Below are 23,130 nucleotides of genomic sequence, written 5' to 3'. Positions count from 1 at the left end.
TATGCTGGAGTTGTTGTTTCTGCTTTTGCCTGTCGCCGCAGCCTATGGCTGGTATATGGGCCGCAGAAGCGCGCAACAAACAAAACAGGATGAAGCAAACCGACTCTCCCGTGACTACGTAGCGGGGGTGAACTTCCTGCTGAGCAATCAGCAGGATAAAGCGGTGGATCTGTTCCTCGATATGCTTAAAGAGGATACCGGCACCGTTGAGGCGCATCTCACCCTGGGAAACCTGTTCCGCTCGCGCGGAGAGGTTGACCGTGCCATTCGTATCCACCAGACCTTGATGGAAAGCGCTTCGTTGACCTATGAGCAACGGTTGCTGGCCGTGCAGCAGCTTGGGCGGGATTACATGGCCGCGGGGCTTTACGATCGCGCCGAGGATATGTTCTCTCAGCTGGTGGATGAGACGGACTTCCGTATCGGTGCGCTTCAGCAGCTTCTGCAAATCTATCAGGCCACCAGCGACTGGCAAAAAGCGATTGATACCGCTGAACGGCTGGTCAAACTCGGCAAAGACAAACAGCGCGTCGAAATTGCCCACTTCTATTGCGAGCTGGCTCTCCAGCAGATGGGTAGCGATGACATGGATAAAGCCATGGCACTGTTAAAGAAAGGCGCAGCGGCCGATCGCAACAGCGCGCGCATCTCGATCATGATGGGGCGGGTCTTTATGGCTAACGGTGATTACGCCAAAGCCGTGGAGAGCCTGCTTCGCGTTATCGATCAGGACAAAGAGCTGGTCAGCGAAACGTTGGAAATGCTGCAAACCTGCTATCAGCAGCTCGGTAAGCAGGACGAGTGGGTTGCGTTTCTGCGTCGCTGTGTTGAAGAGAATACAGGTGCCACAGCCGAGCTGATGCTGTCAGATGTCGTCGAAGAGCATGAAGGGAGCGATACCGCCCAGGTATACATTACCCGTCAGTTGCAGCGTCATCCTACCATGCGTGTCTTCCATAAGCTGATGGATTACCACCTTAATGACGCAGAAGAAGGGCGCGCTAAAGAGAGCCTGATGGTGCTGCGAGACATGGTGGGTGAACAGGTGCGCAGCAAACCGCGCTATCGCTGCCAGAAATGCGGCTTCACCGCCTATTCGCTCTACTGGCATTGCCCTTCCTGCCGGGCGTGGTCCACCATTAAGCCAATCCGAGGTCTGGACGGACAGTGATTTTTTAAAACGCTGCACTTTAGTTACAACATACTAATGGTTACAGTAATTCCATCAGCACCGTGCGGTCTGGGGTTCAGCAGGAAAAGCATTCGATTCTGTTCATTTACCCCGAGGGCAGGTAGAATGCACGCCGTTTATCTGTTCCGCGCCGCTGCGCGCCCATAGACGAAAAGGGCTGGTCATGACGTCTGTTACATCCTCCACTTCCCGCGTAGTTACCGATTCTCCCGTAGTTGTTGCTCTGGATTACAATAACCGTGACGCCGCACTGGCCTTTGTTGATGGCATTGATCCCCGCGATTGCCGTCTGAAAGTAGGCAAAGAGATGTTTACGCTGTTCGGCCCACAAATTGTCCGCGATCTGCATCAACGTGGTTTCGACGTTTTCCTCGACCTGAAATTCCACGACATTCCAAATACCACTGCGCACGCCGTTGCTGCGGCAGCTGAACTCGGCGTGTGGATGGTTAACGTACATGCATCGGGCGGGGCACGCATGATGACGGCTGCGCGCGAAGCGCTGGTGCCGTTTGGTAATGACGCTCCGCTTCTGATCGCCGTCACCGTGCTGACCAGTATGGATGAATCCGACCTGCGCGACCTGGGTGTGACGTTGTCACCTGCCGAACATGCAGAGCGTCTGGCGCGCCTCACGCAACAGTGTGGTCTCGATGGCGTGGTCTGTTCGGCTCAGGAGGCGGTTCGCTTCAAATCTGAGTTAGGCCGCGATTTTAAACTGGTGACGCCAGGTATTCGTCCAGCAGGCAGCGAGTCAGGGGATCAGCGACGTATCATGACGCCAGAGCAGGCGCTGAGCGCGGGTGTAGACTATATGGTGATTGGTCGCCCGGTGACGCAATCCGCTCATCCGGCAGAGACCCTGAAAGCGATTAATGCATCACTGAAAAAGGGGGCATAATGCGTGACGCCAACAGTCGTCTGGTCTATTCAACGGATACCGGGCGCATTGAAGAGCCAAAAGAGAAAGCTGAACGTCCAAAAGGCGATGGTATCGTGCGAATTCAGCGCCAGACCAGCGGCAGAAAAGGGAAAGGCGTTTGCCTTGTCACCGGCATTGACCTGGATGATGCAGACCTGGTAAAGCTCGCCGCTGAGCTTAAAAAGAAGTGCGGATGCGGTGGGGCAGTAAAAGACGGCATTATTGAGATTCAGGGCGATAAACGAGATTTAATTAAAACGCTGCTGGAAGCTAAAGGAATGAAAGTCAAACTGGCGGGCGGCTAAAATAAATGAGCCACGGACATTGCCGTGGCTCTTTTTTTTACGTGCGTAAGTCAGACCTGAAAATACTTAATATATTATTATGCCGCTGAGAGCCGTTATGGTGATTATTTGCCCACCTGGTGACCGATAATACCACCTACGGCAGCACCACCTAATGTACCCAGCGTACTACCATCCGTTAATACTGCACCACCAAGCGCACCAGCACCGGCACCAATCGCGGTGTTACGGTCACGTTTAGACCAGTTAGAGCAAGCGCTCAGGGACATTGCTACAGTGATTGCCAGAACAGCGGCGGCTAATTTTTTGCTGGTAAAGGTCATAATACTTTCTCCTGAATTATCGATTCACGGAAAGGAATGCACTTTAAGTATAGACAATATCCATTCTTAAATTCTGTTCCCGTGAAAGCTGGTCGCGCAGGCGTTTCATCATCACGCAGGTGATAGTCACTTCCTGTTATATCGCTAATATTAATTTTACGTGTTTAGAACGGTTTCAACAGGTAAAAACTCTTAAAGGAAGGGTCGGAATACTCTCAGAGAAAGGTTTAAGTGCGCCCATTATTCGGGCGCAGCAGGATAATCAGGCCGTTTTTTTTACAATATCGACAGTCAGACCGTCTTGTTCTAATTGCTGGCGATATTCATCACGCAAACGCTCATCCGTGATTACACGGCTGAAGCGCGAGGCCGGCCCCATCGTATAAGGGTGTACGGCGCCAAATTTAGAACTGTCGGTCAGCACAATCGCTTCACACTCTTTGGCGAGTACGGCGTTAACCACGTCTGAACGCATCATGTCGCGGCCGGTAAAGCCGGTGTCGGGCTGCCAGCCGTCAATACCTATGAATGCCTTACTGAAGTGAACCTGCTGAACATATTGGCGCGTTAATGGCCCCACCATGCTTTCGCTTTTCTTCTGGTAAATGCCGCCCAGCAGAATCACCTCGCAGCGAGTATCCTTCAACAGATGGGCAATATAGCTGCTTACGGTGATGATGGTAACGTCTTTTTGATCGGCAAGCGTGCGCGCCAGAAGGGCGTTACTGCTGCCATTTTCAATAAAGACGGTCTCACCGTTATTCACCAGGGATGCAGCAAACTCCGCCAACTCCCGCTTGAGTGCATAATTGTTCATCATGCGGGTTTCAACGTCGTCGCTGTCCAGTGGAACGGCATATCCGTGCGCACGCCGCAGGTAGCTCTGTTTTTCCAGAAGATTCAGATCCTGACGAATGGTGACTTCAGAAACGCCGGTGGCTTTAGCGAGATCGACCACGCTTACGCGTCCCTGATCGATCACCATCTGCAAAATGATTTGTTGTCGGGAGTTCATAGCATCCATTTAAAAGGCAAGGTCGGAAACGACGTGGTTACACTTCCCACGGGGCTTTAGGTTGAGTGGATTCTGGAGCGTTATCAGCGCCGTTCTCAGCCAGCAGTTCAGACTTGAGGATCTCAAGATTACGGATAGCAGAGTGATAATCGCCTGCGACAAGAATATCCAGCACAGTATCAATACGCTGCGCCACGGCTGTTGCATCAATGTTAGACATAAGCTCACCCTGAAGCGAAAAGTTAATATTATCAATGATGCAGAAAATTGATTCAAAAGAGAAGGTAAAAAATGCAATAACCAAAGTCCATAAATGAAAGTGATAAATTTAACCCCCGTCTGCTGCGGGTTGTAGGGGTGGATTAGTCTAAAACTGCGCGCAACGCGCTTTTTTATAAGAGGAATTCGACTATGACAGTTATCAACCAGACAACCTGCACATTGTTTACTGATGCTGAACGATTCACTCAACTGGCGGCTTATTATGAGGCCGAACGGCGTACGGTGTGGATGATGTTACGCGCCACGCCACGGCCTTGCTTCAACCATGCGCTGATCGAGGAGATCATGAATCTCTCCTGGCTGGTTCGACAGTCCGGATTTGTCGTTGATTTTTGGGTCACCGGATCGCTGGTCCCCGACATCTACAATACCGGCGGTGATTTACAGTTCTTCGTTGAGTGCATCAAAAACAACCGACGCGAAGCGTTACGCGCCTATGCCCGGGCCTGTGTGGACTGCGTTCATGCCGCCTCGCGAGGGTTTGATACCGGCGCTGTCACGCTGGCTATGGTGGAAGGAAGCGCTTTAGGGGGCGGGTTTGAAGCCGCGCTGGCGCATCATTTCATTCTGGCCCAGCGCGATGCCCGATTAGGCTTTCCGGAAATCGCGTTCAATCTGTTCCCGGGCATGGGCGGCTATTCACTGGTGGCGCGTCGTGCCGGCATGAAAATGGCGGAGGCGCTGATCTACAAAGGTGAGACGCATACGGCGGAATGGTATGAGCAGCATGGTCTTGTGGATCTCTTATTTGAGCCGTTACAGAGCTATGTTTCGGTGCGGACGTTTATCGACACGCTACAGCCGAAGCTGAACGGCGTAAGGGCCATGCTGCGTGCACGTACGCGCGTGCTGCCACTTCCGCGAAGCGAGTTGATGGACATTACTGAGGATTGGGTTGATGCCGCCTTCTGCCTTGAACCGAAGGATATCGCCTACATGGAGCGGCTGGTTATGCTGCAAAATCGCCATCAGGCGACGGGCTTACGCAAAGCCAGCTAACGGACATTCCTGGCCTGATAACGTTTTAGCCATCGCTCGAATGCGGCAGCGGGCATGGGCTTAGCAAAAAGATAACCCTGCCGTTCGTTGACGCCATTCTTCGTCAGAAAGGCGTCTTCTTTTGCACTTTCCACCCCTTCAGCAATGACCTGCAAATTTAACGCTTGCGCCACGGCGACTATCGCACGCACCAGCGACTGTGAAATGGACTGCTTATGGATATCCCGCACGAAAGACTGGTCAAGCTTAATGGCATCGATAGGGAAGCGCGCCAGTTGCGACAGGGAAGAGTACCCCGTACCAAAGTCATCCAGATGAATTTGCGCTCCCAGGCGGCTAAATTGCTGGATCACTGACAGGGCCAGTTCTTCATTTTCAATGAGACAGCTTTCGGTTAATTCCACGTCAATCGGGCAGTATTCAAAATTCAGGTCTTTCAGCGCCTGCTTCAGGTCACTGAAGATGGTCTGGTCCGCCAGCTGACGGGCGGAGACGTTGACCGCGACGCGCATGTTGATCCCCTTGTCGCGCCATTTTGCTACCTGGCGCACCACATCAAGCATAACCCAGCGGCCCAGAGGCACAATCAGCCCTGATTCCTCTGCATAGGAGATAAACTCCATCGGCGGGATCAGGCCACGCTCTGGCGACTGCCAGCGCACCAGCGCCTCCAGACTTCTGACTTCGCCGCGCCAGGTCATTTTGGGCTGGTAGTGGATTAACAGCTGATCGTTATCCAGCGCTTTACGCAGGTTAGTATCCAGCCACAGGTATTCAAATACGCGCTGGTTCATCTCTGGCGAGAAGACGCAGAATTTGCCCCGGCCATTTTCTTTGGCGGTGTACATGGCGGTGTCGGCATTGCGAATGACGCTTTCGCGATCGTTACCGTGCTGGGGCGCAAGCGCGATGCCCAGCGAGCAGCCGGTGTAAACCTCAATCAGCCCGATGCGGAAAGGTTGACGCAGTCGGGTCAGTATTCGCGACGCCATCGCTTCCAGCGCGCCCTGCGAGGTATCGGTGGCCATCACGATAAACTCATCCCCACCCAGGCGCGCCAGGGTTTGTCCTTCGTCCAGGCAGCTCAGGATCGCCAGCGCAACGGCCTGTAGCAGCTGGTCGCCAAACATATGCCCATAGGCATCGTTCACTTTTTTAAAATTATCCAGATCGAGATAAACTACGCCAACCTGCGTGTCACCCCGAGCGGTAATGGCATCAGAGATCAACTCATGGATGGCATTTCGGTTAGGCAAACCGGTAATCGTATCCGTATTGGCGAGAACGCGCAGGCGCTCCTGGGCCCGACGCTCCTCGGTTATGTCGGTACCTGAACAGATGAGGAAAATTTCATTTTTTCCGCTGCCGCTGTGAACAAATTTATTTCTGAAGAGAAACAGGCGTTGCCCCTTGCGGGTCTTGATCCAGCGTTCAACTTCGTATGAGCTGCCGTTACGAAAAAAACCGGTGATGTTGCGTTTGGAGGCCGCGGCTTCGCTGCGGCTCATAAACAGTTTGAACACGTTTTGCCCGATAACTTCCTGTTCCTTCAGGCCCGTATATTCTTCACTTAAACGGTTGAAGCGCTGAATATTCCCGTTCTGGTCGAGGATCACAATCACGGAGTTAGCCTCGGAAACTACCTGTTCGGCGAAGGAGAGCCCCTGCGCCAGGTCGCGCGCAACGGAAGGGGTATCGTTCCAGGCTGATGCCGTTCCTGCCCACTCATTTTTGTTAATTTTACGGCCGACAAGATGAACGGGAACGTCCACACCGTACAAAGGCAGGGTCATGGCAATGCTGGAGGTGATTACGGTGAGCTGGCGGATCAGCGCGGCCTGTTCATCATCCAGCGCAACCACCTGAATGATGTCAGCGCTTTCACTGGCAGCAAGATGCAGAGCATTGCTGTCTGCTGTCAGTCGCCACCAGGGGCTATGCGTACCCATGTAACGAAACAGCAAATTCTGCTCCAGATCGTCCATCACGTTTTCTCCCGCGGCTGCTGAGTAGCGCACAAATTATTCATTTGCAGTCGACAATGACGGCTCTCTTTTACTGTAGATAATTCTGGAGAAATGTGGCGATGGGAAACAGAAAAGTGTGAGAAAAAACGATGATTTTGCGGGAGATAATTCAGGAGAGAACTCCCGGCCATCCCTTAACGGAACGGCCGGAAGTTTACGCGGTTATCAGGCGACAGGGCGCGCGATAATACTGCGGGTTTCCATGCGCACTTCAGCGATGGTGACATCAATCACGTCAGTGACCTTGTAAACCGTTTCGCCTTTAATTTGCACGGTCCCGTTTTCCTGGCTACAAACCAGTTCGTCGCGGACGGCATGCAGGAACGGGGCAGGAATAAAGGCAACGGCGCCATTATCCACCAGGCGAACGCGCATACCGCCGCGGCTGATGTCAATGATTTCAGCCGGGAAACGGGTATCAGTCCCTGCCTTATCATTCAGGAAGCGCGCGTACAACCAGTCGCCGACATCACGCTCCGCCATACGGTTGAGACGGCGACGTTCTGCCATCTGCAATGTCGTATCATCCTGTGGGCGGGCAACAGATTCCCCTTTGATGATCGCTTTCAGCAGACGATGGTTAACCATGTCGCCGTACTTACGGATCGGGGAGGTCCAGGTCGCGTAAGCCTCAAGGCCAAGGCCGAAGTGCGGGCCAGGCTCGGTGCTGATTTCCGCAAAGGACTGGAAGCGGCGAATACGGCTGTCGAGGAACCCTGACGGCTGTGCGTCCAGCTCGCGGCGCAGTTTGCAGAAACCTTGCAGGGTCAGCACTTCCTCAGGATCGACGTGTACGTCATGGGTTTTCAGCAGGGCAGCCAGCGCTTCGGTGTTCGCCGGATCAAACCCGGTGTGCACGTTGTAAATGCCAAAGCCTAATTTGTCGCGCAGCACGCGTGCAGCACAAATGTTGGCGGAAATCATCGCTTCTTCAACGATGCGGTTGGCAATACGGCGCGGCTCAGCGACGATATTCAGCACTTCACCTTTTTCACCCAGCACAAAACGGTAGTCCGGACGATCTTTGAAGACCAGCGCGTGAGTTTGACGCCATTCGCTGCGGCTCAGGCAGACGCGGTGCAACAGACGAATTTGTGCGGCAATGTTGTCCGACTCGGGTTTCCAGTTGCCCGTGTTCTCCAGCCAGTCGGACACGTCGTCATAGGCCAGCTTGGCTTTGGATTCGATGGTGGCGGCGAAGAATTCAATATCTTCTTCAATGGTACCGTCAGCCGCAATGGTCATCCGACATGCCAGCACCGGACGTACTTCATGCGCACGCAGCGAACAAAGATCGTCGGAAAGTTCACGCGGCAACATCGGAATGTTAAAGCCCGGCAGGTAGTTGGTGAACGAGCGCACTTTGGCCATCTCGTCCAGCTTGCTGCCTTCGACAATCCATGCGGTAGGGTCGGCGATGGCGACGGTCAGATGCAGTTTGCCATCGGCTGTCTCTTCGGCATACAGCGCATCGTCCATATCCTCGGTGCTGGCGCTGTCAATGGTGACAAAGTCCAGCGCCGTCAGATCGCGACGTTCCAGACCTTCGTCCTGCATTTCAGTCGCCACGCCATCAGGCGCTTCTTTTTCGAGGTTGTGGCGCGCCAGCGTCACCCACCATGGGACGAAATGGTCGTCGCCGAAGGTAATGTATTGGGTAAGCTCGGCGTAGAAACCGCGATCGCCTTTTAAAGGATGACGGCGCATCTCAGCAACCGCCCAGTCACCCTCAACAAAATCATGCTCAACGCCACGCGCGGCGCGGCACGGAATAGCATCTTTCAGGAGAGGATGGTCCGGCACGACGGAAAGACGATCGTCTTTTTTATGCACTTTCCCGACAAAGCGGGTCAGGAAAGGTTCGATCAGTGCTTCCGGCTCGGCAGACTCTCGTTCCTTTTCGGTATGAATAACGGCCGAAATGCGGTCGCCATGCATCACTTTCTTCATCTGAGGAGGCGGAATGAAGTAGCTCTTCTGCCCGTCAACTTCAAGAAAGCCAAAGCCCTTTTCCGTGGCTTTTACGACCCCTTCTGCACGCGGCGTCTGGGAATGCAGTTGCTGTTTAAGCTGCGCTAGCAGCGGGTTGTCCTGAAACATAATGTTCTATTTTCGTAGCCATTGAGCGGCTGACAGTTTTACGCGAATCTCACTGCTACAGCAAGCGCTCTTTAGGTAAAGAGTATGGTTATTCCTCTTTGCCGAGCGCCACGCGCAGACGGTTCAGCCAGCCATAAAATGCATCTCGGGTTAGCAGATTGATGGCCTTCTCTGGCAAGAGACCCGACCCGGTCAGGGGCGTTAACTGAGCGGCGCTAAAGCGATCCGGAGAGGCGACGAGCAGCGCACGAGCGGCTGAGATCATCGAAGACGCGGGACCTTCACTTAGCGGATGGTTAAGCAGAATTTCGCCCGTCAGATTAAGCAGCATCGGCTCATGACACAGCACAGGGGTGAGCGCTTCAAGCGCCGGTTCCGCCTGCCAGCGTGAGAGTGCCTCAAGCTGAAGCGCACTGGCATATTTTAGCTCTACCGCGGGTAGCGTGGCGGTCCATCTGCTGAAGCTGACCGGCAGCGTATGGGGCTGAATGTGGTGCCCGGGCAACCAGCGTACCGGATGGCCAAGCAATGCCTGAAATACCGCGACCACTCGCGCCTGAAAACCGACAAAGCCGATGATCTGGTTGATAAGCACAATGTCATACGTTGTGAGTCCAACCTCATCAAGCTGGTTTTGGGCTTTGTCATCGATCACATCGGGTGAGCTGGCTAACTGGCGGGCATACTGGGTAATTTCTGCAAGGCGTCGATTGCTTTCCCGGGAGGAGTCCGGCCCCGGAAGAGGGGCGAGCAGGGCAGCGTAGTGGTTACAGAGCCGCTGAACACCACACGCCTGGGCAACCGTTAATGCCGTGCTCAGCCTGTCGTAGGCGCTGAGCGTATGCAGACGGCTCACGGGAGTATCAAGCGGGAACAAAAGATGACACAGGGTTCGGGCAGGCGCAAGCCAACCAGCACAGCTTGCGAGAATGTCATCGGGCAGGGCTAAATCGAGCAAAAAACGGTCGTCGACGTTAGCGGCTTCGGGCACCAGCGGCAGAACGTCCGTCTGCGAATGATTCGACTGGGTTTCATGATACCAGTGGCCTTTGCCGGAAAAACGGCGTTGTTCCATGGGCGTTCCTTGATCTCAAAATGGCGATCAATATCCTGGCGTAAGGCGGATGAGGGGAAAAATATTGTTAGGTGATAACAAATAGCAGAACGGAATAACGAGGAGCGGGGCGGGGAGAAACTCTCTTCCCTGGCGGGAAGAGAGTGACAAGCTTATTTGATTTCCAGCTCGTTCATTGCAGCGATGTTGAAGCCGCCGTCAACGTGAACCACTTCGCCGGAGATACCTGCGGAAAGGTCAGAGCACAGGAATGCCGCAGAGTTACCCACATCTTCGATGGTAACGGTACGACGAATCGGGGTAACCGCTTCGCAGTGTGCCAGCATTTTACGGAAATCTTTGATACCGGAAGCGGCCAGGGTACGGATTGGACCCGCAGAAATAGCGTTAACACGCACGCCTTCAGGACCCATTGCGTTCGCCATGTAGCGCACGTTGGCTTCCAGAGACGCTTTCGCCAGACCCATAACGTTGTAGTTAGGGATAGCACGTTCTGCGCCGAGGTAGGACAGGGTCAGCAGGGCTGCGCCCGGGTTCAGCATCGCGCGGCAGGATTTTGCCATTGCAACGAAGCTGTAGGAGCTGATGTCGTGGGCGATTTTGAAGCCATCACGGGTAACCGCGTTCACGTAGTCGCCGTCCAGCTGGTCGCCAGGAGCGAAGCCGATGGAGTGAACAAAACCGTCGAATTTCGGCCATGCTTTTGCCAGTTCAGCAAACATGCCATCAATGCTTTCGTCTTGTGCAACGTCACATTCCAGAACAATGCTGGAACCCAGCTGCGCGGCAAATTCTTCAACACGGCCTTTCAGCTTGTCGTTCTGGTAGGTGAACGCCAGCTCAGCGCCTTCGCGATGCATTGCCTGTGCGATGCCGTATGCGATGGACAGTTTGCTGGCAACGCCAGTCACCAGAATGCGCTTACCGGAAAGAAAACCCATAGCTTTAATCCTTATATTCATTGCTTATTTTGCCTTGTAATTCATAGCGTTACAGGCAGTATTTCAAAATCATTCGAAATTAGCTCGAAATTATAGCCCACTCACAGCCCCATGTGTCACGATATTTCTCGCTCCTGCGCCGTGAATGGGCTCACGGAAGAGGTTGAACTGACTCTTCATCAGGCCGTTTCGTGTGTATCCCAGCAGTATATCACCGCACGCGGGGTTCGCCTCATCCAACCAGCGGGCACCGTGACGCCGCCCTCATGCTGATGTGTCCAGCGCCTTTTGCGCAAAATGATCCGTTTAGCCCTTTAAACGCTTTAAAATTGCGCGAGGGTCGATAACGGCTATGCCATTTTGCGTCTTTATCTGTGTGCGGTAAGAAGGAAGATGAAAAATATAACGTTGGCCGAAAAACTGATCATGCTGTCAGGTGCGGCGCTTTTTGCGCTTATGATCGCGGTGAACTCCTTTTGCGTGAATGATAATCCTGGTTTCAGGGTGCCTATGACCACCTATTTGATCGTCATGATTGCGCTGTTCTTTCTGGATACCATTATCTTTATTTTTATCCAGATGCTGTATGCCTCCGACCGATCGCGTTTTTCCTTATTCATCCTGAGCCTGGCATTTCTTAGTGGGCTGGTTTATTTCATTGAGACGATCATTGTCATTCAGCTTCCGGAGCATGCTGGTTTTACCCAGGCGGCAAAAACCAACGATACGGCGGTATTCTATTTTTTTCGGCAGCTGAGCTTTATCGTATTACTGGCGCTGGCGGTCCGTGTGGAAAAAATCACGATACGATCCACGCTCAGATTCCGAAATAAGATCAGCATGACGTTAGCATTAATGATGACACTGGTTATGTTTCCGATGCTGGCCCATTATCTCAGCAGCTACCATCCGGCCTGGACATTAACGATTGCAGCATACGAAGATGAACATCATTATCCTGTCTGGGATATCAGGTACGTAAACGTTCTGATCCTGCTCTGGTCGGCTTTACTTTGTTATATGATCTCTGTGACACGCCTGGCGTCCGGGATCTGGAACAGTATTATTGTGGTTTGCCTTTCCGCCATCGTTTACAATTTTTTCCTCTTACTGCTTGATACCTACAATCTGTCGCTCTGGTATATCAGCCGGGCAGTAGAGGTCCTCAGCAAATTATTTGTGATTTGTACCTTAATGTTCCATGTCTTTAACCTGTTGAAAATTTTCGGCGATCGGGTTGATCGCGATCCGCTTACTCAGATCTACAACCGTAAATATTTTTATGAGGCACTTCCGCGGGTCCGCTCCCTCAGGACAGAAAAGGGGACCAGCATTATGATGCTGGACATCGACAACTTTAAGTCGATTAACGATAACTGGGGGCATCTTGTGGGGGATCGCGTGATTCTGGCGGTCGTGGATATTATCAAAGACAGCATTCGCGATAACGACATCTTTGCCCGACTGGGAGGCGAGGAATTTGGTCTGCTGCTGCCGGATACCGACGGTAAGCAGGCTATGGCCGTCGCGGAGCGTATTCGCCAGAACGTTCAACAGCGCACCGGGCCGGGCTATCATTATGCTCTCCCTGTAAAGGTCACATTAAGTATCGGCGTGTGCTCAGCCATTCAGAATAACGTCAACGGCAATGATATTATGCGTGACGTGGACGAGGCGTTGTATGAGGCTAAGCACAACGGTAAAAACAGAATTGTTACCAGACAGGCTGAATGAAGCTGAGGTTACAGGATGGGGATGAAAACATCAAAATCGACACACTCATCGCTGTACCCATTAATTTTCATCAGGTAAATACCGTCGCGCAACGTCAGGCGTTGATTTACCATCGCCTTAACGAAGGCAATCTTGTTAAACGCGCTGTAGATTTCCCAGCTACCGCTAAAGGGCATTCTTGCGTATCTCCCACGCACAATGCAGGATTTTTTATTTGTCACCGTGTCGCTTTGTAACGCGTACGATATTAATACCTCGACCAGATACGATCGGCTTTTGCCTAACTCGGGGCGGCGGGGCATCAGAATAATTTTATCGATATCATGGCGGTTTTCTGTCAGGAGCTTTTTGATTTTTTTAGTAATATCATGCACTGAGGTATCAAAAAGATGATCGTGTTCGATAAATTCATGCGTATAGATAAACGTTTCATCCAGATAGCAGACCTCGAGCTCAGGCGTTTCATGTTCGCTTAATAAAAAAGAGGGCTGTAAGATGTCAAAATTCCACCCTCTGGCACATCTGTACTCAGAGGGTGTCAGCCCCATCATTTTTTTAAAGGCTCTGGAAAATCCCTGACTGCTCTGGTAATGGAATAAATACGCAATATCCGTCACCGGAATCGACGTCATTCTCAGCATAATGGCGGCACGGCTTAACCTCCGTCGGAGAATATATTCACCTAAAGAGAGCCGATACTTCTCTTTAAACCATGTTTCGATGGTTCTTCTGCTGTATCCAATATCTGCAACCAAATCACCGATGTGTAAAATAGTAAAGTTATTTTCTTCTACCCAGGAGAGAATATAGTTGCTGATGCTGTCTTTCATTTGTGCGTCAGTGATAGCTTAACGGTAAATCAGTTTGCTGCCAGATGTTAATTCGCGGGCGTAGGGATCCTGGCGATAACCTTAATTTCGAAATCAAAACCCGCAAGCCAGTTAACGCCTATTGCTGTCCAGTTTGGGTAGGGGGGGTGCGGAAACGCCAGTTTTTTTGCCTCCATGATGGCGGGGAACTGGTTTTCAGGATCGGTATGAAATGTCGTGACATCAATCAGATCGTCAAAAGTACACCCTGCGGCTGCCAGAGTCGCCCGTAAATTATCGAACGCCAGCTGCACCTGAGCTGGGAAGTGGGGTTCAGGTGTGCCATCGCTGCGGCTGCCAACCTGACCGGAAACAAATAACAGATCGCCAGAGCGGATTGCTGCTGAATAGCCATGCTCTTCATAGAGGGCATGTCGATTAGCCGGAAAGACGGGGTCACGTGGATGCATGGCTTTTCCTTTTCTGTCAGAGGTATTGTTGTGGTTACGCAGTAGAAGTAACATACGCGATGTATGTCAAAAATGTAATCCACATACGCCGCGTATGTCAAATTATAATTACCGCTTAATGAAGGAAGTCCCATGGCTACAAAACGTCGTGCTGAAACGGCCCAGGAAAATCGCGAGAAAATGATTCAGGCGGCGCGGAAGGCATTTGCTGAAAAAGGCTATGCCGCAGCGTCAATGGATGAACTCACGGCAAGCGTGGGGTTAACACGCGGCGCGCTATATCATAATTTCAACGACAAGAAGGGATTACTGGCGGCGGTGGTCGCGCAGATAGACAGCGAAATGGCAGCAAACGCGAAAGCGATTGCCGCCGCCGCCGATGATGACTGGGAGCGACTGCTGGCGGAGGGCATCGCCTATATCAAAATGGCGCTCGTTCCGGAAGTTCAGCGTATCGTCCTTCTTGACGGCCCGGCTGTTCTGGGCGACCCGGCGCAATGGCCCAGCCAGAACAACTGCCTTGAGTCGACCCGTCAGACCATCGAAAAAATGATGGAGTGCAACGTAATCAAAAAGATGGATGCCAGAGTCGCAGCCCATCTGCTGAACGGCGCTGCGCTGAATGCGGCTCTGCTTATTGCCGCGAGTGATGAACCGCAGAAGACCCTTCCGCATGCCATAGAGGTGTTTACTCTGCTGGCAAGCGGGTTACGCAACGGCTAACGATCTTTACGCCACGCGTCCGCCGTCAATGCTTCACCAAAGTGTCCGGCAATCAGGCGTTTTGTCAGGTCATGGAGCGGGGAGGCCAGTACGTCAGCGGTACTGCCGCGCTCGACCACTTCTCCCTGGTGCATCACCAGCACCTGGTCGCTGATGTGTTTCATCATGCCCAGGTGCTGAGTCACGTAAATATAAGAGATCCCCTGCTTTTCCTGTAACTCCAGCATCAGGTTAATGAGCTGCGAACGCATCGACATATCCAGCGACGCCAGCGCTTCGTCGGCGATAATAACTTTCGGGCGCAGGATCAGCGCGCGGGCCAGACCGAGACGCTGTTTTTGGCCCGGGGCCAGCATGTGCGGGTAATAGCTGACATGGTCGGGCAGGAGGCCTACCAGACGCAGGGTTTCGACAATCCGTTTGCGACGCGCTTCCGGCTCCAGGTCGGTATTCAACCGCAGCGGGAAATCCAGGATCTGGGAAATACGCTGGCGCGGGTTCAGGGACGTCGACGGATCCTGAAAAATCATCCGGATGCGCTGACTGCGAAAAGAGTAGTCCCCAAATTCCAGAGGATGATCGTCAATCAGTATTTCACCGCCGCTTGGCTCGACCATGCCCGCGAGCATTTTTGCCAGGGTCGATTTGCCCGAGCCGTTTTCACCGATAATCGCCAGCGTCTGCTTTTCGCGCAGCGTAAAGCTCAGCGGTTTAACCGCCTCGACGGTCTGACGGTGAAACAGGCCGGTGCGATAGCGAAAGGTCTTACTCAGGTTACGTACTTCCAGTAAGGTTTCGACCATTTCACTCTCTCTCCATGTTCAGCGGGAAATGACAGGCAAACAGATGGTTTTTCGGCCCTGTCAGGCGCGGTGTTTCAATGCATTTACGCTGAGCATACGGGCAACGTGGTCCCAGACGGCAGCCAATGGGCAGCGATTCCAGCAGCGGTATCGCGCCAGGCAGCGTATTCAGACGGCTTTTGTGCGGCATCGCGCTGCCAAAGTCCGGGATCGCCCTGATCAGCGCCTGCGTGTAGGGATGATGTGGCGTCGTCACCAGGTCTTCACTTGGCGCGGTTTCTACCGTCTGGCCGCAATACATTACATCAATTTTATCCGCCCACTTGCTCAGCATTTGCAGGTCGTGACTGATCAGCAAAATGGTGGTGTTGTTATTCTGGTTCAGACGCGTGAGCAGGCGGAAAATCTGGGCCTGGGTGGTTGGCTCCATCGCGTTCGTTGGTTCGTCCGCAATCAGCAGACGCGGCTGATTCGCCAGGGCGATGGCAATCATCACTTTCTGGCATTCACCGTCGGTCAGTTCGTAGGGGAAACTGCGCATCGCGTCTTTATGGTCTTTGATCCCGACACGGTGCAACAGCTCAATGGCACGACGTTTACGCCAGCCGAAACGCTGCCACCAGCGGCCTTTATAGGTCCAGCCGGGGATGTTCTGCATCAGCTGTTTCCCGACGCGCTCGGACGGATCGAGACAGGATTGCGGCTCCTGGAAAATCATCGAGACGTTATGGCCCACCAGTTTGCGGCGTTCGCGCGGGGAGAGACGCAACAGATCGATGTCGTCGAAGCGCATACGATCGGCGGTCACCCGCCAGTTGTCTTTCGCCACGCCGCAAATGGCCTTGGCGATCAGACTTTTCCCCGAACCCGATTCGCCCACCAGCCCGCGGATTTCGCCCTCTGCGAGCGTAATACTGATGCGATCCACGGCCTTGACCCAGCCTTCGCCCGTTTTAATTTCTATTGTGAGGTTGCGGATATCGAGTAACGGCATTATTGCACCCCCGCATTGATTGCGCGGCGGATCCCGTCGCCCAGCAGGTTAACGAGCAGCACGCTCACCATGATGGCCGCGCCCGGCAGCATGACCGTCCACGGCGCAACGTAAATCAGCTCCAGCGCATCGCCGAGCATGGCGCCCCATTCCGGGGAGGGAAGCTGCGCGCCAAGGTCCAGGAAGCCCAGCGCTGCGATATCCAGAATCGCCATCGACAGGGCGCGGGTGATCTCCGTCACCAGCCCGGCGGCAATGTTAGGCAGCACGGCAAACCACAAAATATTAAACGTGGTGGCGCCATCCAGACGGGCGGCGACGACATACTCTTTTTCCAGCTCGTCGTGAACCAGGCTGTAAACCGAACGCACCATGCGCGGCAGAATGGCCAGCCAGACGGCGAACATCGCATGGGTGAGGTGCGGCCCCGCGAAGGCCACGACGATAATCGCCAGCAGCAGTGAAGGAATAGAGAGCAGGGTATCAAGAATATGGTTAAGCACGGCCGACCGCAGCCCGTGGGTTGAGCCGGCAAAAATGCCCAGCGCCAGGCCGCAGATCGCGGCAGCCAGGGTGACCACGAACGCGCCGCCTACCGTAGGTGCGGCGCCGCTCAGTAAACGACTTAGCACGTCACGTCCGAGATCGTCAGTCCCCAGGAAGAACGAAACCTCCCCGTAACGCGACCACGACGGCGGTAAAAGCTGATAACCAAGGAACTGCTGATCGATGCCATACGGTGCAAACCACGAACCCAAAACGCACAGCAACACGAGGCCAATGCAGCCGTAAAAGCCGATCATCGCCGTGGTGTCGCCGTAAAAATTACGCCACACGGTACGTAGCGCACCGGGCGTGCGCTTTTCGCTGTAGACGTTATCGTAAGGCATACCATTCCTTATGCTTCAATGGGTTGGCCATGGCACCCAAAATATCGGAAACAACGTTAACAATAATGACCAGGGAGCCAATCACCATCACGCCGGCAGAGATCGCCGCGTAATCCTGCTGGCGAATGGCGTTGATCATCCAGCGTCCAAGGCCCGGCCAGCTGAAAACCATCTCGGTGATCATCGCCAGCGTCAGCATGGTTGAAAATTGCAGCCCAAGACGTGGGATTACGGGTGGCAACGCATTGTGCAGCACATGGCGACGGAGAATCGTCAGGCGAGACAGTCCGCGCGTGGCGGCGGCCTTCACATAGTTTTGATCGAAGACGTCGATAGTGCTGATACGCATCAGGCGAATTACTTCGGTCGTCGGCGCGACGGCCAGCGTGAGCACCGGCAGCACCATGTGGCGCAGCGCGCTCACGATCATTTCGTCGCGCCAGACTGAATCAGAAAGCCAGGCGTCAACGATGGCGAAGCCGCTCACCGTTTGCACGTTATACAGCAGATCAAAACGGCCAGATACCGGCAGCCAGCCTAACGTCAGTGAGAAGAAGAGGGTAAGCAGTAGCGCCAGCCAGAAAACAGGGATGGAAAAGCCAATTAAGGCAAGCGCGCTGATGAATTTATCCTGCCACTTATTACGATAAATGCCCGCCAGCATCCCCACCGGGATCCCCACCATGAGGGCAAAGCCAAAGGCGAGTACACACAGCTCCATGGTGGCCGGGAAAACCACTTTCAGCTGCTCGGAGATGAGCTGTCCGTTAATGCTGGACACGCCAAAATCCCAGTGTAGCAGGCCATTAAACCAGAACAGCCAGGCGTCCCAGAGGGATGAGCCCTGAAGCGGGGCGTGCGGCGTAAAGTAGCTCAGGCTAAAGCCGACAAAGGTCAGGAAGAACAGGGTGACCAGCAGTAACAGCAGCCGACGCAAGGTAAATATAATCATGGTTTCTTCACCTCTTGTTCTTTCTCACGGGTGACGCCCGCGAAGGAGGCGTTACCAAACGGGCTGAGTACCAGCCCTTTAATATCGTAACGGTAGGCCTGGAGGCGCAGGGAAGAGGCAAGCGGCAACACGGGAAGTTCTCTGGCCAGAATATTTTGCGCTTCATCATAGGCCTCAATGCGTGAGGCAAGCTGTTGAGACGCCAACGCTTTTTGCAGCACGGCATCAAATTCCCGGTTACACCAGTGGGCGTAGTTGGTCTGGGAGTTGATTGCCGCACAGCTCAGCAGAGGACGGAAGAAGCTGTCCGGGTCGTTACTGTCGGTGGACCAGCCAGCCAGCGTTAAGTCGTGATTCATGTCCATCAGACGCGCCTCCTGGAAACGGCCTTCGACAGGCACGATGATCACCTTAACGCCCACCTGCGCCATATCAGCCTGCAACAGCTCAGCCGTTTTAAGCGGACTGGGGTTCCACGCCTGAGAGCTGGTGGGCACCCACAGCTGTAGCGTCAGGTTTTCTGCCCCCAGCGCTTTAAGCTGTTCGCGCGCTTTCGCCGGATTATATTCGGTAATCTTCGCCTCGCCGTCATAGGCCCAGGAGGCGCGCGGAAGAATAGAGGCGGCGGTTTCCGCGGTCCCGTAGTAAATCGACTGCATCAGACGCTGATTGTTGATTACTAACGCCAGCGCATGGCGCACGGCCGGATTATTCAGCGGCGGCTTATCGGTGTTAAACGCCAGATAAGCGATGTTCATTCCCGGGCGCAGTGTCAGGCGCAGGCGTGGGTCGTCGCGCAAAATGGTCAACTGGCTGGCCGCAGGCCAGGCAAGCACGTCGCACTCGCCGGTCAGCAGTTTGGAGAGTCGGCCTGTTCCACCTGAACCCAGATCGACAATGACCTGCGGCATCAGCGGTTTGCCGCGCCAGAAACGATCGTGGCGTTGCAGGCGAATGTATTGTCCGGCGCGGTACTCTGCTAACTGGAACGGACCTGTGCCCACTGGCTCACGATCGAGACGTTCCTGACGATCCTTTTTCGTCAGCTGATCTGCGTATTCGGCTGACATGACCGAGGCGTAGTGCGTCGCCAGATGCCAGAGGAAGGAGGCGTCCGGGCGCGTCAGGCGAAACTCAACCGTGCGGTTATCCAGCTTACGAACGCTTTTGACCGAGTCCGCGAATTGCAGACTGTCGAAATAGGGGAAGTTCCCGCCATTAACGTTATGCCACGGATGATTGCGGTTGAATATGCGCTGGAAGGTGAAAACCACGTCATCCGCGTTGAGTTTACGGGTTGGCGTAAACCACGGAGTGTGCTGAAAGGCGACATCATCGCGTAGACGAAAGCGGTATGTGGCGCCGTTATCAAGCACTTCCCAACTTTCAGCAAGCTCCGGAACCAGCCGATAGGTATAAGGATCGACGTCGAGCAGGCGATCGTAGAGCTGTGCGGCCAGCGTATCAACAATCAGGCCGCTCCCCGCTTTTTGTGGGTTAAAGGTATCAACTTGCCCGCTGACGCAATAGACGAAACCACTCTCTCGGATATCAGGGGGCACAGCGCGATCGGGCGCAGCAAAGGCCAGATTGCTGAACAGACCGAGTGCAAACAGGGACGATAAAACCAGGCGCATAGTTTTTAAGGTTTTTAGATTCGATCTGCAAAGTGTATCGCACTTACGCCTGCTTCGTAAAAATGTCTGGGGGTAAGTGCTGATAATGTCAGCGCATTTGATGTTTTTTGAGCAATGCCCTTAACTGATGGTAGGTCAGGCCCAGCAGTTCAGCCGCCCGTTTCTGATTATATTTCGCCTCTTTCAGGCTCTGCTCGAGCAAGTTTTGTTCCTGCTGATGCTGGAACTGGCGTAAATCGAGCGGCAACGCCGGATCCTGCTGGCGCGTCGCCGGAACCGGGGGCTGTTTATCCTCGCGACGAAACGGATCGAGAATAATGTTGTCCAGTTCGGTTTCGCTGCTGCCATGCCGGTAAACGGACCGTTCCACCACGTTTTTCAGTTCACGAATATTGCCCGGCCAGTGGTAACCGAGCAGGGTCTCAGTGGCCTGTTCGCTAAAGCCCGGAAAGAGCGGCAGGCCCAGTTCCCGGCACATCTGAATGGCAAATTGATCGGCTAGCAGCATGATATCGCTGCGACGCTCCCGCAGCGGCGGCAGCTGAACGACATCGAAAGCCAGCCTGTCCAGCAGGTCGGCGCGGAATTTGTCTTCTGCCACCATTGCGGGCAGATCGGCGTTAGTGGCGCACACCAGGCGAACGTTGACCTGGAGCGGCTGACTGCCGCCAACGCGTTCCAGTTCGCCATACTCAATGACGCGCAGCAGCTTTTCCTGCACCAGCATCGGCGCGGTCGCCAGCTCGTCGAGAAAAAGCGTTCCGCCATCGGCGCGCTCAAAGCGTCCGGGATGGCGTTTTTGTGCGCCGGTAAAGGCGCCAGCTTCATGACCAAACAGCTCGGTGTCGAGCAGATTTTCATTCAACGCCGCGCAGTTAAGGGAAATAAAAGGGCCGTCCCAGCGGCCAGACAGAAAGTGCAGGCGGTTAGCGATAAGTTCTTTACCCGTTCCGCGCTCACCGATAATCAGCACCGGTTTATTCAGCGGCGCGAGGCGCGAAACCTGTTCAAGCACTTCCAGGAAGCTGTTGGCTTCGCCAAGCAAATTATCCTTATAGTCAGTCATGATGAAATTAACCACTCCTTAGTGATATTCACCAGGTGAGAATAGCCGCTGGATGGATAAATATCAATCACATTGAGTAAAATCAATAAGATAAAAAGTTGGCATGGGATTTGTATTATCTGTTGAGCAGGGCATCGCCCGATAACAGAACTATGAGGATTGAATTATGGGTATTTTTTCTCGTTTTGCCGACATCGTGAACGCCAACATCAACTCGCTGCTGGAGAAAGCGGAAGATCCGCAGAAGCTGGTGCGCCTGATGATTCAGGAGATGGAAGACACGCTGGTTGAAGTACGCTCCACCTCCGCCCGCGCGCTGGCAGAGAAAAAGCAGTTAACACGTCGTATCGAGCAGGCGACTGCCCAGCTTAACGAGTGGCAGGAAAAAGCGGAACTGGCGCTGCGTAAAGATAAAGAAGATCTGGCCCGCGCTGCGCTGATTGAGAAGCAGAAGCTGACCGACATGGTTGCCACGCTGGAACACGAAGTGACGCTGGTGGATGATACTCTGACGCGTATGAAGAAAGAGATTGGTGAGCTTGAAAACAAACTCAGCGAAACCCGTGCACGTCAACAGGCGCTGGCGCTGCGCCACCAGGCTGCAAGCTCGTCCCGCGACGTGCGTCGCCAGCTGGACAGCGGCAAACTGGATGAAGCAATGGCGCGTTTCGAATCGTTTGAACGTCGTATCGACCACATGGAAGCGGAAGCCGAAAGCCACAGCATCGGTAAGCAGAAAACTCTGGATCAGCAGTTTGCTGACCTGAAGGCCGATGATGAAATTAGCGAGCAACTGGCTGCGCTGAAAGCCAAAATGAAACAAGACAACCAATAATAATTCCTGCGGCACCTGAGCGTGCCGCATCGTTAGACAAGGAGTACACATGAGCGCGCTTTTTCTGGCTATACCCCTGACCATTTTCGTGCTGTTTGTTCTGCCCATATGGTTATGGCTGCACTACAGCAACCGCTCTTCACGCGGTGAGCTGTCGCAGAGTGAACAACAGCGGCTGGCGCAGCTCTCTGCCGAGGCAAATAAAATGCGCGAACGTATTCAGGCGCTGGAAGCCATCCTGGACGCGGAACACCCAAACTGGAGGGAACGGTAATGGCTGGACTGAATCTGAATAAAAAATTGTGGCGGATCCCACAGCAGGGCATGGTTCGGGGCGTTTGCGCCGGGCTGGCGCACTATCTGGATGTCCCGGTAAAACTGGTGCGTGTGGTCACCGTATTGTCGATTTTCTTCGGTCTGGCCTTTATTACACTGGTGGCATACATCATTCTGTCGTTTGTACTCGATCCTATGCCGGAAGGTGAGCTGAATGCTGAGAACACGCCAACCAGCAGCGATCTCCTGAACGCGGTGGATGAACAGCTGAGCGCAGGGGAGAAGCGATTGCGCGAGATGGAACGTTATGTCACCTCCGATACCTTTACGCTGAGAAGTCGTTTTCGTCAGCTTTAAGAGAGAACTTACATGAAACAAAACTGGCAACAGGCCGGTCAGAAGGTAAAACCCGGCCTGAAAATCGCAGGTAAACTGGTTCTGATGACGGCGTTACGTTATGGCCCGGCCGGTGTGGCGGGTTGGGCGATCAAGTCTGTTGCCCGCAAGCCGGTCAGAATGATGCTGGCGGTCGCTCTGGAGCCGCTGTTACAGAAACTGGCAAAACGCGTTTCCCGGCGCTACTTGTCACGCTAGATCCTCCCGCATAAGCCCTTTCTCCCCCAGAGAAGGGGCATGACTTTCCTTTCTGCGTTTCTTCTGCTTTTCTGCTTTCTTTGCGGCAGCTCACAATAATGCGTTGCGCTGCGCTGAGAATGCTGCTTTCTGCCCCCGGGTCCGTTGACAGATATTTTTCATGGGA

The 23,130-nt window shown here is 53.8% G+C and carries 25 protein-coding genes; 10 read left to right on the top strand and 15 right to left on the bottom strand.

The genetic code is table 11. The annotated features are described in order from the left end of the window. Window position 1 precedes the first annotated feature (1 nt). The 3 genes from lapB (at window position 2) to yciH (ending at window position 2,419) form a co-directional block, all read left to right on the top strand. Window positions 2–1,171: a lipopolysaccharide assembly protein LapB gene (lapB, locus tag ACOTXL_RS02225; RefSeq protein WP_003856819.1), complete on the top strand. Its 1,170-nt coding sequence runs from the start codon at window positions 2–4 to the stop codon at window positions 1,169–1,171. A 184-nt stretch (window positions 1,172–1,355) separates the two neighbouring features. Next, window positions 1,356–2,093 carry an orotidine-5'-phosphate decarboxylase gene (pyrF, locus tag ACOTXL_RS02220; protein WP_003856820.1) on the top strand — a complete coding sequence of 246 codons (738 nt, stop codon included), beginning with the start codon at window positions 1,356–1,358 and terminating at the stop codon, window positions 2,091–2,093. Then, the gene (gene yciH, locus ACOTXL_RS02215; RefSeq protein ID WP_003856822.1) at window positions 2,093–2,419 is read left to right on the top strand and encodes a stress response translation initiation inhibitor YciH; all 327 of its coding nucleotides are present in this window, start codon (window positions 2,093–2,095) and stop codon (window positions 2,417–2,419) included. The genes pyrF and yciH overlap by 1 nt, the downstream gene beginning before the upstream one ends. A gap of 104 nt (window positions 2,420–2,523) precedes the next feature. Here yciH and osmB read toward each other — a convergent pair whose 3' ends face one another. The 3 genes from osmB to ACOTXL_RS02200 all read right to left on the bottom strand — a co-directional run bounded on the left by osmB (window position 2,524) and on the right by ACOTXL_RS02200 (window position 3,977). Next, on the bottom strand, window positions 2,524–2,742 hold the full coding sequence (gene osmB, locus ACOTXL_RS02210; protein WP_003856823.1) for an osmotically-inducible lipoprotein OsmB: 219 nt from the start codon (window positions 2,740–2,742) through the stop codon (window positions 2,524–2,526). 262 nt (window positions 2,743–3,004) lie between these two features. After that, window positions 3,005–3,757, bottom strand: coding sequence for a DNA-binding transcriptional regulator YciT (locus ACOTXL_RS02205; protein ID WP_045350842.1), 753 nt, complete (start codon window positions 3,755–3,757; stop codon window positions 3,005–3,007). A gap of 37 nt (window positions 3,758–3,794) precedes the next feature. Beyond that, on the bottom strand, window positions 3,795–3,977 hold the full coding sequence (locus ACOTXL_RS02200; protein WP_003856825.1) for a hypothetical protein: 183 nt from the start codon (window positions 3,975–3,977) through the stop codon (window positions 3,795–3,797). 191 nt (window positions 3,978–4,168) lie between these two features. On the opposite strand from ACOTXL_RS02200, the gene ACOTXL_RS02195 reads away from it, so the two are divergent. Continuing rightward, window positions 4,169–5,038, top strand: coding sequence for a crotonase/enoyl-CoA hydratase family protein (locus ACOTXL_RS02195; RefSeq protein WP_003856826.1), 870 nt, complete (start codon window positions 4,169–4,171; stop codon window positions 5,036–5,038). Here ACOTXL_RS02195 and pdeR read toward each other — a convergent pair. The 4 genes from pdeR to fabI all read right to left on the bottom strand — a co-directional run bounded on the left by pdeR (window position 5,035) and on the right by fabI (window position 11,181). Continuing rightward, window positions 5,035–7,026: a cyclic di-GMP phosphodiesterase gene (gene pdeR, locus ACOTXL_RS02190; protein WP_003856827.1), complete on the bottom strand. Its 1,992-nt coding sequence runs from the start codon at window positions 7,024–7,026 to the stop codon at window positions 5,035–5,037. The genes ACOTXL_RS02195 and pdeR overlap by 4 nt on opposite strands. A 204-nt stretch (window positions 7,027–7,230) precedes the next feature. After that, window positions 7,231–9,165 carry an exoribonuclease II gene (locus ACOTXL_RS02185; RefSeq protein WP_022651348.1) on the bottom strand — a complete coding sequence of 645 codons (1,935 nt, stop codon included), beginning with the start codon at window positions 9,163–9,165 and terminating at the stop codon, window positions 7,231–7,233. An 88-nt stretch (window positions 9,166–9,253) separates the two neighbouring features. Next, window positions 9,254–10,240 (bottom strand): CMD domain-containing protein, encoded by a 987-nt coding sequence (locus ACOTXL_RS02180; protein WP_045346337.1) that lies wholly within the window; start codon window positions 10,238–10,240, stop codon window positions 9,254–9,256. 152 nt (window positions 10,241–10,392) lie between these two features. After that, complete coding sequence (gene fabI / locus ACOTXL_RS02175) at window positions 10,393–11,181, bottom strand: enoyl-ACP reductase FabI (RefSeq protein WP_003856831.1); 789 nt, start codon at window positions 11,179–11,181, stop codon at window positions 10,393–10,395. Window positions 11,182–11,574: 393 nt separating this feature from the next. Between fabI and ACOTXL_RS02170 the strand changes: the two genes are divergently transcribed. After that, window positions 11,575–12,915, top strand: coding sequence for a sensor domain-containing diguanylate cyclase (locus tag ACOTXL_RS02170; RefSeq protein WP_003856833.1), 1,341 nt, complete (start codon window positions 11,575–11,577; stop codon window positions 12,913–12,915). 8 nt (window positions 12,916–12,923) lie between these two features. Here the strand turns inward: ACOTXL_RS02170 and ACOTXL_RS02165 are convergent, their stop codons facing one another. Next, a complete protein-coding gene (locus ACOTXL_RS02165) occupies window positions 12,924–13,745 on the bottom strand; it encodes a helix-turn-helix transcriptional regulator (RefSeq protein ID WP_032609347.1) in 822 nt (273 codons plus the stop codon). 47 nt (window positions 13,746–13,792) lie between these two features. Further along, window positions 13,793–14,194, bottom strand: coding sequence for a RidA family protein (locus tag ACOTXL_RS02160; protein WP_032609346.1), 402 nt, complete (start codon window positions 14,192–14,194; stop codon window positions 13,793–13,795). Between the two features lie 132 nt (window positions 14,195–14,326). Here ACOTXL_RS02160 and ACOTXL_RS02155 point away from each other — a divergent pair, with 132 nt between their 5' ends. Next, entirely contained in the window at window positions 14,327–14,917 is a 591-nt protein-coding gene (locus tag ACOTXL_RS02155) for a TetR/AcrR family transcriptional regulator (RefSeq protein WP_003856836.1), read from the top strand. Here ACOTXL_RS02155 and sapF read toward each other — a convergent pair. The 6 genes from sapF to pspF all read right to left on the bottom strand — a co-directional run bounded on the left by sapF (window position 14,914) and on the right by pspF (window position 21,274). Continuing rightward, window positions 14,914–15,720, bottom strand: a complete 807-nt coding sequence (gene sapF, locus ACOTXL_RS02150) for a putrescine export ABC transporter ATP-binding protein SapF (RefSeq protein ID WP_003856838.1) — start codon at window positions 15,718–15,720, stop codon at window positions 14,914–14,916. The genes ACOTXL_RS02155 and sapF overlap by 4 nt on opposite strands. A gap of 1 nt (window position 15,721) precedes the next feature. Continuing rightward, window positions 15,722–16,714: a putrescine export ABC transporter ATP-binding protein SapD gene (gene sapD, locus ACOTXL_RS02145; RefSeq protein WP_003856840.1), complete on the bottom strand. Its 993-nt coding sequence runs from the start codon at window positions 16,712–16,714 to the stop codon at window positions 15,722–15,724. After that, on the bottom strand, window positions 16,714–17,604 hold the full coding sequence (gene sapC / locus ACOTXL_RS02140) for a putrescine export ABC transporter permease SapC (RefSeq protein ID WP_003856843.1): 891 nt from the start codon (window positions 17,602–17,604) through the stop codon (window positions 16,714–16,716). Before sapC ends, sapD begins: the two co-directional genes overlap by 1 nt. Beyond that, on the bottom strand, window positions 17,591–18,556 hold the full coding sequence (gene sapB / locus ACOTXL_RS02135) for a putrescine export ABC transporter permease SapB (protein WP_003856845.1): 966 nt from the start codon (window positions 18,554–18,556) through the stop codon (window positions 17,591–17,593). The genes sapC and sapB overlap by 14 nt, the downstream gene beginning before the upstream one ends. Then, on the bottom strand, window positions 18,553–20,193 hold the full coding sequence (sapA, locus tag ACOTXL_RS02130; protein ID WP_045350839.1) for an ABC transporter substrate-binding protein SapA: 1,641 nt from the start codon (window positions 20,191–20,193) through the stop codon (window positions 18,553–18,555). Before sapA ends, sapB begins: the two co-directional genes overlap by 4 nt. Before the next feature lie 88 nt (window positions 20,194–20,281). Continuing rightward, window positions 20,282–21,274: a phage shock protein operon transcriptional activator gene (pspF, locus tag ACOTXL_RS02125; RefSeq protein WP_162184626.1), complete on the bottom strand. Its 993-nt coding sequence runs from the start codon at window positions 21,272–21,274 to the stop codon at window positions 20,282–20,284. A 151-nt stretch (window positions 21,275–21,425) separates the two neighbouring features. On the opposite strand from pspF, the gene pspA reads away from it, so the two are divergent. From pspA to pspD, 4 genes are read left to right on the top strand one after another with little or no spacing between them, the layout of a single operon-like run. Further along, window positions 21,426–22,094, top strand: coding sequence for a phage shock protein PspA (pspA, locus tag ACOTXL_RS02120; RefSeq protein WP_022651342.1), 669 nt, complete (start codon window positions 21,426–21,428; stop codon window positions 22,092–22,094). Window positions 22,095–22,143: 49 nt separating this feature from the next. After that, a complete protein-coding gene (gene pspB, locus ACOTXL_RS02115) occupies window positions 22,144–22,368 on the top strand; it encodes an envelope stress response membrane protein PspB (RefSeq protein WP_003856853.1) in 225 nt (74 codons plus the stop codon). After that, window positions 22,368–22,727 carry an envelope stress response membrane protein PspC gene (gene pspC, locus ACOTXL_RS02110; protein ID WP_003856855.1) on the top strand — a complete coding sequence of 120 codons (360 nt, stop codon included), beginning with the start codon at window positions 22,368–22,370 and terminating at the stop codon, window positions 22,725–22,727. The genes pspB and pspC overlap by 1 nt, the downstream gene beginning before the upstream one ends. Window positions 22,728–22,739: 12 nt before the next feature. Further along, on the top strand, window positions 22,740–22,964 hold the full coding sequence (pspD, locus tag ACOTXL_RS02105; RefSeq protein ID WP_003856857.1) for a phage shock protein PspD: 225 nt from the start codon (window positions 22,740–22,742) through the stop codon (window positions 22,962–22,964). The last annotated feature ends 166 nt before the right edge of the window (window positions 22,965–23,130 follow it).

This window comes from Enterobacter cloacae complex sp. IR5402, from assembly GCF_049238125.1.
Lineage (GTDB): Bacteria > Pseudomonadota > Gammaproteobacteria > Enterobacterales > Enterobacteriaceae > Enterobacter > Enterobacter hormaechei_C.
Note: the sequence above shows the minus strand (reverse complement) of the source record. Positions and strands in the feature narration are given on the sequence as shown.